10 protein-coding genes and 1 pseudogene are annotated in these 14,273 nt (G+C 64.3%); 3 read left to right on the plus strand and 8 right to left on the minus strand.

The features are described 5' to 3' along the window. Positions 1-10: 10 nt before the first annotated feature. From PQQ51_RS14630 to nirB, 6 genes are all read right to left on the minus strand, one after another. The gene (locus tag PQQ51_RS14630) at positions 11-499 is read right to left on the minus strand and encodes an MgtC/SapB family protein (protein ID WP_408497499.1); all 489 of its coding nucleotides are present in this window, start codon (positions 497-499) and stop codon (positions 11-13) included. A 137-nt stretch (positions 500-636) separates the two neighbouring features. Then, the gene (locus tag PQQ51_RS14635) at positions 637-1,317 is read right to left on the minus strand and encodes a type IV pili methyl-accepting chemotaxis transducer N-terminal domain-containing protein (RefSeq protein WP_408497500.1); all 681 of its coding nucleotides are present in this window, start codon (positions 1,315-1,317) and stop codon (positions 637-639) included. Between the two features lie 114 nt (positions 1,318-1,431). Beyond that, a complete protein-coding gene (locus tag PQQ51_RS14640) occupies positions 1,432-2,799 on the minus strand; it encodes an MFS transporter (RefSeq protein WP_408497501.1) in 1,368 nt (455 codons plus the stop codon). A 215-nt stretch (positions 2,800-3,014) separates the two neighbouring features. Next, complete coding sequence (locus tag PQQ51_RS14645; protein ID WP_408497502.1) at positions 3,015-7,220, minus strand: bifunctional nitrate reductase/sulfite reductase flavoprotein subunit alpha; 4,206 nt, start codon at positions 7,218-7,220, stop codon at positions 3,015-3,017. Positions 7,221-7,264: 44 nt separating this feature from the next. Beyond that, a complete protein-coding gene (gene nirD, locus PQQ51_RS14650; RefSeq protein ID WP_408497503.1) occupies positions 7,265-7,618 on the minus strand; it encodes a nitrite reductase small subunit NirD in 354 nt (117 codons plus the stop codon). 58 nt (positions 7,619-7,676) lie between these two features. After that, positions 7,677-10,217 carry a nitrite reductase large subunit NirB gene (gene nirB / locus PQQ51_RS14655; protein WP_408497504.1) on the minus strand — a complete coding sequence of 847 codons (2,541 nt, stop codon included), beginning with the start codon at positions 10,215-10,217 and terminating at the stop codon, positions 7,677-7,679. A gap of 434 nt (positions 10,218-10,651) precedes the next feature. Between nirB and PQQ51_RS14660 the strand changes: the two are divergent. Continuing rightward, a pseudogene (locus PQQ51_RS14660) lies at positions 10,652-10,741 on the plus strand (uroporphyrinogen-III C-methyltransferase); the annotation flags it as partial. 101 nt (positions 10,742-10,842) lie between these two features. On the opposite strand, the gene PQQ51_RS14665 reads toward PQQ51_RS14660, so the two are convergent. Further along, positions 10,843-12,051: a GAF domain-containing sensor histidine kinase gene (locus PQQ51_RS14665; protein ID WP_408497505.1), complete on the minus strand. Its 1,209-nt coding sequence runs from the start codon at positions 12,049-12,051 to the stop codon at positions 10,843-10,845. 185 nt (positions 12,052-12,236) lie between these two features. Between PQQ51_RS14665 and PQQ51_RS14670 the strand changes: the two genes are divergently transcribed. Continuing rightward, positions 12,237-12,617, plus strand: coding sequence for a response regulator transcription factor (locus PQQ51_RS14670; protein WP_408497506.1), 381 nt, complete (start codon positions 12,237-12,239; stop codon positions 12,615-12,617). 8 nt (positions 12,618-12,625) lie between these two features. Here PQQ51_RS14670 and PQQ51_RS14675 read toward each other — a convergent pair whose 3' ends face one another. Then, complete coding sequence (locus PQQ51_RS14675; protein ID WP_408497507.1) at positions 12,626-13,507, minus strand: MOSC domain-containing protein; 882 nt, start codon at positions 13,505-13,507, stop codon at positions 12,626-12,628. Positions 13,508-13,735: 228 nt separating this feature from the next. Here PQQ51_RS14675 and PQQ51_RS14680 point away from each other — a divergent pair, with 228 nt between their 5' ends. Beyond that, positions 13,736-14,140 (plus strand): heme-binding protein, encoded by a 405-nt coding sequence (locus PQQ51_RS14680; protein WP_408497508.1) that lies wholly within the window; start codon positions 13,736-13,738, stop codon positions 14,138-14,140. Positions 14,141-14,273: the final 133 nt, after the last annotated feature.

The following is a 14,273-nucleotide window of genomic DNA, read 5'->3' on the forward strand; positions in this document are numbered from 1 at the left end:
GGTCACCCTCCTACTTCTCCACCCCACCCCTAGCCTTGAACAAACGCGCGCTAGACAGAATCGCAAGCGCAATCACCACGCTCAGAATCGCAGTAGCCTCGCGCCCGAGTCCCGCTGCCACACCCACACCCGCGCTGAGCCACAGGCTCGCGGCGGTCGTCAGCCCGCGCACTTCGCGTTCCGCATTGAGCTTGATGATTGCGCCCGCGCCGAGAAAGCCGATACCGGACACCAGCCCTTGCAGCACCCGGCTCATGTTGTCCTGTGAGAAGCCGGCCTGAAGCGGCACGACCACGAACAACGCCGCGCCGACCGCCACCATCATGTGCGTGCGCATGCCGGCGTCGCGCTGCGACATCTCCCGCTCGAAACCGATAACCCCGCCCAGAATGAGCGCAAGGCCGAGGCGCATCAGCACCTGAGTGACGTCGGCAACACTGCCGAGGTCGGAGAATTCCGCCTTGAAAGTTGCCCAAACGACCTGCCACACGTTGTCCATTACGGTTACCTGACGTTCCAAAACGCCAAGCATAACGGTGGAATGTGCGATTCGCGCGCGTCGCGCCAAAACAATCGCACCAGGGGAAGCCCTGCATCTTTACGTCGACCGGCCTGCGCGATGCCAGACCGCCGTCATCAAATCGCCGTTTTCTTCACGAACGCGCTCACCACGTTTTCCAGTTCGCGCGTGATGTTGGTCATCACACCGGCGATCACCGCGAACTCGCGACCGCTTACGTCGGGTCGGCTCGCGACGATCTGTCCGTTGAACGACACGATATGCGCTTCTTTCGCGATCGACTTGATCCGCTCGATCAGATCCCGCTGGCCCTTTTTCTGCGACTGCGCGATCCGCCGGCTTTCGTCCTCGTAGACAGCGGTCACCCGATGCAAATGCGCGAGTAGCGGATCGACCGCGTCGATCAATTCGTGCAAGGCTTCCTGCGCGCGCGGCAACCCATGCTCGATCGCGTCGAGCGCAACGGACGCCAGCGCGATGAACCCGGCAATCTGCTGCGCGACGTTATCCGCACCGTTGAACGCCTGACGCAACGCCGCCGAAAAAAGCCCCGGCATGCCGTTGCGTCCTTCGACCAGCACCGCGTGACTGTCGGCGAACGTGCGCAGCGTGTCGCGCGCGATCGCCAGCGCGCCGTCGAACTGCTGCGAGGCCAGAATCGCTTTCAGCACGATACGTTGCGACAGCATCCGCTGACGCCCCGCCATATTGATCAACGAACTCAACACCTCGCTGGACACATCCACTTCGATCGCTGCGGACGGCGGGGCTTGAACCCGCTCTTTCGTGATGCTCATGTGAAGCTCTTATATTCCGATTAACCCCGTCGCCCCAACCGGCCTTCGCCCCGACCCGCTGCGTTTTCAGCACACACACCCGAACGCAGCGATAGGCGCGAATGCCCAGCGGCGTTATTCCGTCGCATGCGCGTGAATCACGCCGGCGTTCATCGACCACGCCATCCAAGGACGACGCAGCGCGACGATCGCGACAAACGCGCAGGCGGCCAGCGCGCCGAACGTTGCGAAGCCCATCTGATAGCTGCCCGTGCTTTCCTTCGCGATGCCCATCACGACCGGCAGATAGAAACCGCCGATCCCGCCGGCAGCGCCCACGATGCCCGACATCAGACCGGTGCGGCCGGCCCAGCGATGCGGCACGAGCTGGAACGTCGCGCCATTGCCGAGACCGAACGCGACGTACAGCACCAGCAGCAACGCGATGCCGCCGGCAAGCGTCGGCATGACCGCGGCGAACACGAGGTCGGCGAGCGAGATGATCGCGAGCAGCACGGTCAGCGCGCGCACGCCGGACACCTTGTCGGCGATCAGGCCGCCGAGCGGGCGCACCATCGCGCCGGTCGCGGCGAGCAGTGCCATGAAGAGCCCCGCGTCGATCTTCGACAGTTGATAGAGATTGGTGAGCAGCAGCGTCACATACGACGACATGCCGACAAACCCGCCGAACGTGATGCTGTACACGAGCATGATGACCCACGTGTCACGTTCGGCCAGCACCGCGCGATAACGCGACGGCAGCACCGCGATCGCCAGCAGCGCGCCGATCACCGGCAACAGCAGCACGCCGGTTTTACCCGAACCGAACAGCCCCGCTTCGACCATCAACACCAGCACGATCAGACCGACCAGCGTCACCGCGAAACTGCCGAATGCGCGCGCGACGCTACCGGATTTGATGCCCGCGTCGTTGGCCCAGAAGTACAGCGTGATCGCCGCGATCGCCAGCAAAGGCAGCGCGCCGCCGGCCGCCAGTTGCCAGCCGTAATGCGTGGCCAGTTGCGGAAACAGGAAGCCGTCGAGCACCGCGCCGATGTTGCCGGCCGCGGCCAGACCCAGCACGAGGCCCTGCACCTTCGGCGGATAGTTGCTGCCCGCCATCGGCAACGCGACTGCGAAGCTCGCACCGCCCACACCGAGGAACACGCCGAGCACCAGCAGCACCGTGTACGAAGGCACCGACGGCATCAGCGGCAGCACGATCGTCGGCACCGCCGACAGCAACACGCCCATCAACGCGATGCGTTTGCCGTGCGCCGATTGATAGAGGTTGCCGAGCGTCACGCGCAGAATCGCCGCCGACAGCACCGGTACCGCGACCAGCAAGCCCTGCTGCCCCGGCGTCATCGCAATGCTTTTGCTGATGAACGGCGCGAGCGGTCCGTACAGCACCCACACGGTGAAGCCGGTGTCGAAATAGAGGAAACAGGCGACCAGCGCGCGCCAGTCTCCGGTCTTCAAGGAACTCATCACGTTTTTCATCAGACATCCTCACAAATACTGTTTTTTCGCGTGTTCCGCACACCGCGTGGTCGACGGGGTTGGCGTCCCGTTTGGCAATCACGCACTGGAATGGTCACGAGGTTGAATACCGGTCTGCTTATGCAACCTCCATGCCATCCGGGACCCTCTCTACAAACTTCAATGCCTGCTCTTCAAAACCGTTTCGTCGCGCCCGTTGCGGCCGCGTCATATCGTCAATAAACGTCGCGTACATAGCGCTTTTCCTGCGCAAGACGGCTCACATAGTCGGCGGCCTTTTCGTCGTTCATCCCGCCGTGTTGAGCGACCACCTGTTTGAGCGTCGCGTCGACATCCTTTGCCATCCGGCTGGCGTCGCCGCAGACATAAAAGTGCGCACCTTCTTCGAGCCACGACCACAGTTGCGCACCCTGCTCGCGCATCCGGTCCTGCACATAGATCTTTTCCGTCTGATCGCGCGAGAACGCGACATCGAGGCGAGTCAGCAGACCGCTGTCGCGCATCGCCTCAAGTTCGTCGCGATAGTAGAAATCGGTGGCCGCGTGCTGCTCGCCGAAGAAGAGCCAGTTGCGTCCCGTATCGCCGCGTGCACGCCGCTCGTGCAGGAAGCCGCGAAACGGTGCAACGCCGGTGCCGGGACCGACCATGACGATCGGCGTGCCGGCAACACGAGGGGGACGAAAGTGTGCGGACTTCTGCACGAAGACCGGCACGTTCACATCGCCCGCGCGATCGGCAAGAAACGTCGACGACACGCCTTTGCGATGTCGCCGTCCATTGCTGTAACGCACAGCGGAAACCGTCAGATGTACTTCGCCCGGATGCGCTTTCGGGCTCGACGCGATCGAATACAGACGCGGTTGCAAGCGCTTGAGCATTCCCGTCAATTCCGCGGCGCTCAGCTCGACGGGAAACTCATGCAGCACGTCGGCAAGCTGTTGTCCCCATAGCCATTGCTTGAGGTCCGCCTTGCGTTCCGCCACGAGCAGATCGCGCAACGCGCCACTGCGAGTGCGCGCGGCGATGAACGCCAACGCGTCCGGGTTCGGTCGCGCGATCTCGTAGTGCTTGCCGAGTGCGTCGGCGAGCCGCATCTCGCCCGCGCCGGACACGCTCACCGGTGCGTCCGCCGTCAAACCGCTCAGGCCGATCAATTCGTCGACGAGCTCCGGGCAGTTGCTCGGCCACACGCCGAGCGCATCGCCGGCTTCGTATTCGAGCGCCGGGTCGCCGGTGCTCAGCGAGAAGTAGCGCGTATCTTTCGCGGCGCCCTGCTTGTTCAGTTGCAGATTCTTGACGAGGCGCGACGCGGCCGGCTGCGTTTTGGTCGGCACGGTGCCCGGCACCACGGCGTTGATCATCCCGCCGGGCGGCACGCTGTGCAACGCGGCGTCTTCTTCCTTGATGCGCGCGATGATCCGTTCGAGCCATGCGTCCGCACTCTCCTGAAACTCGCTGTCGCAATCCGTGCGATCGAGCAGCCGCAGCGCGCCGAGCGCCGCGAAACGTTCGTCGAGACGGCGGCCATGTCCGCAGAACTGATCGTAGTTGCGATCGCCGAGCGCGAGCACCGCGTAGCGCACGTTGTCGAGACGCGCAGCGGTGTCGGCGGCAAGCTGGGTCCAGAAGCTTTGTGCGTTGTCCGGTGCATCGCCGTCGCCGAACGTGCTCGACATCAGCAGCACGTATTGCGCTTTGGCGAGCGCCGGAATCTGATAGTCGGCCATGCACGTCGTGCGGATTTCAAAGCCGGATTCCATCAGACGCGTCGCGTAACGTTCCGTCAGCGATTCGGTGTTGCCGGTTTGCGAGGCCCACAGCAGCGTGACCTTCGGACGCGCGCGCACGATGCGCACGCCGCTTGCCTGCGCGGAGTCGGCGGCCAGCACGCTCTGCGTGGCGAGCGCGCCATTCGATGCAGGCGCATGCGTACCGCTGCGGCTATAAAGTCCCGCGAGCAAACCGTCGACGTACAAGCGGTTAGCCGGTTCGACCGGCGCCGACACCGGCAACACCGGCACGCCCGCGACACCTTGCGCCTCCGCCGAACGCAAGCCGCCGACGAAACCGGCAAGGTACGCGCGTTCGGCATCGGTGAGCGTCAACGCGGGAACCGGCGCAAGCTGCAACAGATTCGTGAGTGCTTCGATACGGGGCATATCCAGTTCCTCTGCGCCGATCGGCGTCGCTACGTTTGCCACCGCAGGCGTTTCATCGAGCGCCGTATCGTCGGCCGGCGCAATCGGTTCGATGATCGCGACCGACGCCCGGCTCAACGACACCGCGCAAAATTTAAGTTCGGGTTGCTGCGAAACGGGATCGATCGCATCGCTGGTGAGCGCGTTGATGCACAGGTCGTCGCCGAATACATCGTTCCAATGCATCGGCGCAAAGCAATTGCCGGCCTGCACGCGATCGGTGACGACCGCCGGCAACACCGCGCGGCCACGGCGCGAGCGGATCTCCACGGGATCGCGGGCCTTGATGCCGAGCGTCGCGGCGTCTTCGGGATGAAGCTCGACGAACGGCCCGGGGTTCAGCTTGTTGAGCATCGCGACCTTGCCGGTCTTGGTCATCGTGTGCCATTGATGCTGCAAGCGGCCCGTGTTCAACACGATCGGGAATTCGCCGTCGGGCAATTCGGCCGGCGCCGCAAACGCGCGCGCGAAAAACATCGCCTTGCCCGAAGCAGTCGGAAACACGAGGCGCGGACGCGAACCGTCGGCGCGTTCCTTCAGCGTCTGGCTGATGCCGTCGTTCAGATAGCGAACTGGATTGCGTTCGGCGGCAGCGTCGGCGGCGAGCGGCGCGAGCGGCCATTGCAGCGACGCATCCTTCAGCCGGCGATGGCTCGCGCCACGCAGGTCGTAGCCGGTTTTCGGATTCGACGCGCGCGTGATCTCCGCGAAAACTTCTTCGGCACTCGTGTAGCTGAACGCGTCGGCGAAACCCATTTCACACGCGACGCGCGCAATGATCTGCCAGTCCGGCAACGCGGCGCCGGGCGGTTCGATGCCCTTTTGCATCAACGTGAGATTGCGCTCGGAGTTGATCATCACGCCTTCGGCTTCAGCCCACAGCGCGCCGGGCAACAGCACGTCGGCGTAACGATTGGTCTCGGTATCGAGGAACGCGTCCTGCGCGATCACGAGTTCGGCGGCCCGCAGCCCCGCGATCGCGTTCTGCCGATTCGCGACGCTTGCCACCGGATTCGTGCAGATGATCCAGCACGCCTTGATCTCGCCGGCTGCCATCCGCGTGAACATGTCGATGGTGCCGTTGCCCACTGCGGTCTTCAGCGTGCCTGTCGGAATGCCCCACAGGTGTTCGACAAATGCGCGGTCTTCTTCGACCAGCACCGAACGCTGGCCCGGCAAACCAGGCCCCATGTAGCCCATTTCGCGGCCGCCCATCGCATTGGGTTGACCAGTCAGCGAGAACGGCCCGCTACCGCGGCGGCAGATCTTGCCGGTCGCCAGATGCAGATTGCACAGCGCGTTGGTATGCCACGTGCCGTGCGTGCTTTGATTCAGGCCCATCGTCCAGCAACTGATCCACTCGGGCGCGGCGCCGATCAGTTGCGCGGCGCGGCGGATGTCGTCGGCGGCGAGCCCCGTGATTCGCGCGACATGCTCCGGCGTGTAGTCCGCGAGAAACGCCGGCATGCCGTCCCAGCCTTCGGTGAACTCGCCGATGAAAGCGGCATCCGTCGCGCCGTTTTCGTGCAGCAGATGCAGGAGCCCGTTGAGCAACGCGAGGTCGGTGCCCGGCTTGATCTGCAGGAACAGGTCGGCTTTCTCCGCGGTCGTATTGCGGCGCGGATCGACGACGATCAGTTTCGCGCCCGCCTTCACGCGGTCCATCATGCGCAGAAACAGAATCGGGTGACAGTCGGCCATATTCGCGCCGATCACGAAGAACAGGTCGGCGTGATCGATGTCGTCGTAGGATCCTGGCGGGCCGTCCGCGCCGAGCGAAAGTTTGTAGCCGCTGCCCGCGCTCGCCATGCACAGCCGCGAATTCGATTCGATGTTGTTGGTGCCGACAAAGCCTTTCGCGAGCTTGTTGACGAGATACTGCGCCTCGATCGACATCTGGCCCGACACGTAGAACGACAACGCATCCGGTCCATGTTCATCGAGCAGACCGCGCAGGCGCGCGGCCGTCGTGCTGATCGCCTGCGCCATCGGCAACGGTGCCGGGTCCTGGTCGCGCTCATGGCGCACGAACGCGCCTTCGAGCCGGCCCGACTTGCGCAACGCGACATGCGCCGACTGCCCCTTCGTGCAGAGCCGCCCGAAGTTCGCCGGATGTTCCTTGTCGCCGGAAATCTTCACGACCTGGCCGTCGTCCACGTGCAGCACCATTCCACAGCCGACGCCGCAGTAAGGACACACGGTTTTGACGTTTTTCGAGGTCATGACAAACGCGACGGCTTACGCAATGAGTGGAGAAATCGAGGTAATCAAACCGCGACCCACACCCGGCCGTCTTCCACGCGCGCGGGAAACGCGCTGACGGAATACGCGGGAGTTTCGAGGCATTCGCCGGTGCGCAGATCGAAGTGATGCTTGTAGATCGGCGAGGCCACCACGATGCGTTCGCCGAAGCTGCCGATCAGCCCGCGCGACAGCACCGCCGCCTGCGAGCCCGGATCGAAGTTTTCGATCGCATAGACCGTGGTGTTCGCGTCGTCGCCATGCACGTGAAAGACGGCGATCTGTTCGCCGTTGACGAGCGCACAGACGCCCGTGTTCGGCACGATCTCGTCGAGCGGGCAAACCGGCGTCCAGGATTGCGGCAGGCGGTCGGTGTTCATGGCGAAAGTCCTCGGCGAAAACGATAAAAAATACGGGCTGATAAAACGTCGCAACGGATCAGACGGTCTCGACGACCACCGGAATCCCGGCGATCTTCGACAGACGTTCAGCCGCCGTCGCGGGCCGGATCTGCCCACGCTCTTCGACGAACGTGACGTTGCTGTCGGCTTCGCTGCTGTTGACGAAGTGACGGAAGCGCTTGCGGGTCTGCGGATCGGTGACCGCCTTCTTCCACTCGCATTCGTACGTGTCCACCACGTGCTGCATTTCCGTTTCGAGTTCGGCGGCCACACCGAGGCGATCGTCGACCACCACGTCGATCAGATACTGGAGACCGCCTTCGAGGTTGTCGCGCCACACGCTGGTGCGTTGCAGACGGTCGGCGGTGCGCACGTAGAACATCAGGAAGCGGTCGATGTAGCGCACCAGCGTGTCCTTGTCGAGGTCGGACGCGAGCAGTTCGGCATGGCGCGGCTTCATCCCGCCGTTGCCGCACACGTACAGATTCCAGCCCTTCTCGGTCGCGATGATGCCGACGTCCTTGCCCTGCGCTTCCGCGCATTCGCGGGTGCAGCCGGACACGCCGAACTTGATCTTGTGCGGCGTGCGCAAGCCCTTGTAGCGGTTTTCCATTTCGACCGCGAGGCCGACCGAATCGCCGACACCGTAACGGCACCACGTCGACCCGACACACGACTTCACCGTGCGCAGCGACTTGCCGTACGCGTGGCCCGATTCGAAACCAGCGGCGATCAGCTCTTCCCAGATGAGCGGCAACTGTTCGACGCGCGCGCCGAACAGATCGACCCGCTGGCCGCCGGTGATCTTCGTGTACAGACCGTATTTCTTCGCGACCTGGCCGACCGCGATCAAACCGTCGGGCGTCACTTCGCCGCCGGCCATGCGCGGCACGACCGAATAGGTGCCGTCGCGTTGAATGTTCGCGAGGTAGTAGTCGTTGGTGTCCTGTAGCGACGCATGCTCTTTCTTCAGCACGAACTCGTTCCAGCACGACGCGAGAATGCTGGCCGCCACCGGCTTGCAGATATCGCAGCCGAGTCCGCGGCCGTGCTTCGCGAGCAATTCGCCGAAGCTGCGCACGCCTTCCACGCGCACCAGGTGATACAGCTCCTGGCGCGAATACGGGAAGTGCTCGCACACGTGGTTGTTGACGGCCATGCCCTGCTTCTTCATCTCGGCCTTCATCACCTGCGTGACGAGCGGCACGCAGCCGCCGCACGACGTGCCGGCGGTCGTCGCGCCTTTCAGCGCGGCGATGTCGGTCGCGCCTGCGCATACGGCGGCGCACAGTTCGCCCTTCGACACGTTGTTGCATGAACAGATCTGCGCGGACGCCGGCAATGCTTCGACGCCGAGCGCGGGTTTCGCGTTGCCGTCGGCAGCGGGCAGGATCAGGAACTCCGGCGCTTCCGGCAATTCGATGCGGTTGAGCATCATCTGCAGCAAGGTGCCGTATTCGCTCGCATCGCCGACCATCACGCCGCCGAGCAGATACTTGCCGCACTCGGACACCACCAGCTTCTTGTAGACCTGCTTGCGTTCGTCGCTGAACTGATACGCGCGGCTGCCCGGCGTGGCGCCGTGCGCGTCGCCGATACTCGCGACGTCCACGCCCATCAGCTTCAGCTTGGTGCTCATGTCGGCGCCGGTGAATTCGGCGGCGCCGCCCAGCAGTTGCTTCGCGACCGCGCGCGCCATCTCGTAGCCGGGCGCGACGAGCCCGAACAACTGGCCGTTCCACAGCGCGCATTCGCCGATCGCGTAGATGTGCGGATCGCTGGTGCGGCACGCGTCGTCGATCACGATGCCGCCGCGTGCGCCGAGCGTCAGGCCGCAGTCGCGCGCGAGGTCGTCGCGCGGACGGATGCCCGCGGAGAACACGATCATGTCGGTGTCGAGGAAACTGCCGTCGGCGAATTGCATGCGGTGCGTGCCGTTCTCGCCGTCCACGATCGCCGTGGTGTTCTTCTGCGTATGCACGCTGACGCCGAGCGCCTCGATCTTGCTGCGCAGCACGCGGCCGCCGCCCTCGTCGACCTGCACGGCCATCAGGCGCGGCGCGAATTCGACCACGTGCGTTTGCAGCCCCATGTCGCGCAACGCCTTCGCGCATTCCAGCCCGAGCAGACCGCCGCCCACCACCGTGCCCGTCTTCGAGCGCGCGCCGCATTCCTGCATCGCCTCGAGGTCGTCGATAGTGCGGTACACGAAGCAGTCGGCGCGCTCGCGGCCTTGCACCGGCGGCACGAACGGATACGAGCCGGTCGCGAACACGAGCTTGTCGTACGGCAACGTCTCGCCCGTCGACACGCTCACGGTGCGCGCTTCGCGATCGACCGCCACCGCTTTCGCGTTCAGCTTGAGGAGCACATTCTGGCGCTCGAAGAAACCCGCTTCGACCAGCGACAGATCGTCCGCGGTCTTGCCCGCAAAGAATTCGGACAGATGCACGCGGTCGTACGCGGGCCGCGACTCTTCGCACAGCACCGTGATGTCGAGGCCGTGCGCGGCATCCTGCGCGAGGCTTTCCACCAGCTTGTGGCCGACCATCCCGTGACCGATAACGATGATTTTCATGACCGCGGTTTCCTTCGAAGTGCTGGGCTCGCATCGCCGCGGCCGGCTGTTGCCAGGCTGCTGCACGAAAGCGATTCCCGAAATAAAAACGGCGTCCCGCGAACCCAGTCGATGACTGAATCCGGGGGACGCCGTTGTCCTGACCTGTACTGCGGCGAGCGCCTTGTTGTTGCACTCGCGACGAATCCACGTTGATCCGTCGACCGCCTTAAACGCAAAGGCTATGCCAGGTGCGTAGATTCAGCGCGGGTGCTGCGCCTGGCGGGCATTCGCGATGAATGGCACGCTCGTGCGGCCGATCTCCGGCACGGCGCAATTTGATGCAGCGAGGCACAGGGATGGTGCGACGCAGCACTGTGCGCGTGCGGCCGGCTCACGCGGAATGCGTGCCGCGATTCGCTGTGAGCCGACGTGCAATACGGATTGGCGAGCGGCTCGCGGCGACTCGCACCACGCTTGCGATCTATATGGGGATGCGGCGCATCGACAGCGTTGCCGGCGCGTTGCTGAAGAGTCTGCCGGCCGCGAAAGCATCGAACGCATGAACGAGTGGAACGCGGAGCGACCCGCGACAGAAACTGCTGAACGCACAGCGGCCGGAACGATCGCCCGCGCCGCGTGAGGCTCAAACCCCGACCGGCAACCTCGCGACGAAGCAGGTGCCGTCGGTGTCGGACGAGCGCACTTCGAGCGTGCCGCTATGCGCGCTCACGATCTGCTTGCAGATATAAAGCCCGAGTCCGAGGCCGCCGCCCGGCTTGCTGGTGGGCGGCCGCCAGTACGGTTCGAACACGCGGCCCAACACCTCGGGCGCGATGGGGTTGCCGCCGTTCGACACGCTGAGCACGAATTCGCCGTTCTCCACGCGAGCCTGCACGATCACCGGCAACGCCGCCGAACCGTGGGTCACCGCATTGCCGAGCAGATTCGACAGCAACTGCTGGACCCGTGTGCGATCGCATCGCACCCGCGTGCCGATGGCCAGATCGTCTGCCAGCACGCGGTCCGGATTGGCCTCGCGCACTTCCGCCACCACCACCCGCAACGCCGCGCCCAGATCGTCGACGTCGTCGATCGATACGCCGATGCCCGAGCCGAGCCGGCCGCGCGCGAAGTCCAGCACGTCGTCGATCAGACGCGCCATGCGCAACGTGGTGGTTTTCAGGCGCTGGCCGATTTTGACGAGATCGGGCTCGTTCTTGCGCAACGCGAGCAGTTCGGCAGTCGCGCTAACCGCCGACAGCGGATTGCGCAGATCGTGGCCGAGCACCGCGATGAACTGTTCACGCAGGCTGGAGATCTCGCGTTCGCGCTGCAATGCGTCCTCGACGGCTTTCTGCCTGCCTTCGGTGACGATCTGGATTGCGATCAGATCGGCGAAGACCTCGAACATGCCGACCGTGCGCGCACCCGACAACTCCACCGGATGCGGATCGATTGCGCACAAATTGCCGAAATAGCTGCCGTCGGGCAAAACGATCGGAACGGAAATATAACTGCCCAGATTGTAGATACGCGCTGTGTGATGGCCGCGATAGACAGGATCGTTGCTGAAGTTGTCGATGACGATCGGCGCGCGCGCCGCGCGCGATTCGAAGCACAGCGTGGTCTCCAGTTCGAGCTGGCCGCCGGGCAGCAGCCCGAAGTTCAGATGATCTTCCACCGCGCAGGCGGTCCACGTGCGATCGGTCACGCGGGCGACTGCCGCGAAGCCCATTCCGGTGTTCTTGCAGATCAGGCGCAGGATCGACGGCACGGCCTCGATGCGGCTCACCATCGCGAGATCGCGCGCGAGGTCGGGTGATTCGTCGTTCCGCCCAGTTCGATGGTTCATATAAAGCGGTGCCAGATGTCTGCTGCGGACCACGAGCGCGCGGCCGGACATGCGCGTGAGAAAAAAGCGCGGGTAAAAAAGCACGAACCCCGTGTGGCGCGCATGCCGGATTTCGAAAAATCCGTGTCACATTGTATCGGGACCCCTCCTTGCTCACTATCAGGTACGCAACCAGGGGAAGCCGGATGTCCACACACGATACTGCACGCCTGCTGATTGCGGACGACGATCCGGATCTGCTCGCAGCCTATGTGCTGTATTTCAGCGCGCAGGGGTTCGAGATCCGCACCGCCCGTAATGGGCTCGACGCGTTCGCACAATACTGCGCATGGCATCCCGACGCCGCACTGCTCGATGTGGAGATGCCGCGCCTCGACGGCCGCGCGCTGGCGCGCCGCATCCGTTATGTCGCCGATACGCCCGCGCCGACTCTGGTGGCCGTTACAGGGCTTGCGCGTATCGAGGAGCGCCATGAATCGCTGCGCTCCGGCTTCGACGATCATTTCGTCAAGCCGGTTGCGATGCCGATCATCCTCGCGGCGCTGACCCGCCGCGTCAGGCACTAGCACGGGGTTCAGTCGCCGAAAGCCAGTTCCGCGTCGAGTTCCTGCCCGACGCGCAGCCAGGTCCCCGCGCCGCTCGCGACGATCGCATTGTTGCCGAACGTCACTGCACCGTCGCGCTGCGGATTGGCGCGGTAGCCGCTCATCGTGTCCGTCGGCTCGTTCGGCCAGTCGGGATCGGGCGCGCCTTTCGCCTGGTCGACGGTCGGCATCGGACAGCGCGAGCACGGTTTGACCAGCTGCAACTGCACCAATTGCACGCCCCCGGCGCTCGCGTCCTGCACGCTCAGCGTCTCGACGTAGTCTTCCTCATACGCGTCGAGCCCTGTCACGACGACGTTCGGACGGAACCGGTCGATCGGAATCGACGGCGCGCCCTTGCCGTTCAGCCGCACGTTCAGATCGTCGAGCGACGCCTGGCCGATCACCAGCAGCGGAAAACCGTCCGCGAAATGCGTGGTCACGTCGCGGCCTGCCGTGTAGTCCGGATCGACGATACGGTCGCGCTGCGGATCGAAGCGCAACAGACGTGCCTCCACCCCGAGATACGCCGAAAACCACGCGGCAGATTCAGCGCCCGTGTCGAGCCCATAAGCGGCATCGCGCCAGACCTGCGTGGCCACTTTTGCCGGCGCGACGAGCTCGGCTGCATCGAGCGGCGTGCGCAGCTCGCTCATGCCCGGCGCGTCGATCACGAGTTCGCGCTCGCCGAGCGTCACCCTGATCAGCGCCATGCGCGGATAGACACGTTGCGTGAGCATCGCACCGAGCGGATCGGTGACCATCCAGCAACGGTCGTATTCGAGGCCGGTGGCGAGCAGGCGCGCTTCGCGCAGCGCAATACCGGCGCACGATTTGATCGGATACACGAAGAGTTCGCTGATGGTCGGCATGATGGCGGCGGCACGCGGGTTTTATCGGAGAGGTCAATTGTACGGCGCGTCATCGAATGGCGCGATGTAGCGCGAGAGGTCGCGACAGGCCCCGCGTGGCATCGCGTGGCGCGGCGCCGGACACCGCCATGCGACGCGATCGTGTCCTCCTGCCTCGCTTGGACGTAAAATCCTCGGGCAAGCGTCCGGTAGAAGCATCCTTACCTTAATCGAAACAGGAAATTCATTATGCTGAGCAAATCCGTGCTGACCGTTGCCGAAACGACCCGAATCATCGATGCCGCCCGCGCGGAGGCCGAAAAGAACCAATGGGCCGTCGCCATCGTGGTGGTCGACGACGGCGGTCATCAGCTCGGCATGCTGCGTCTGGACGGCAGCGCCCCGGCCAGCGCGATCATCGCGACGGAAAAAGCCCGTACTTCGGCGCTCGGCCGCCGCGAAACCAAGGCCTATGAAGACATGATCAACAACGGCCGCACCGCGTTTCTGAGCGCGCCGCTGCAAGGTACGCTGGAAGGCGGCGTGCCGGTGATCGTCGACGGCCAGGTGGTCGGCGCGGTCGGCGTCTCGGGCGTCAAGCCGGATCAGGATGCTCAGGTCGCCAAGGCGGGTGTTCAGGCAGTTGCCGCTTAAAGGTCATAAGCAAGCCACAGCGGGCAGCAAGCGCTGACGAAGCTCACGAGTGCTGCTAGCGCGCCCCGAGCGCCGGCATTAAAACAACGACGCTATTCAATAGCACCCACGGGCCGATGCCCCCTCATCGGCC

Source organism: Paraburkholderia xenovorans, from assembly GCF_046030735.1.
Classification (GTDB): Bacteria; Pseudomonadota; Gammaproteobacteria; order Burkholderiales; family Burkholderiaceae; genus Paraburkholderia; species Paraburkholderia xenovorans_A.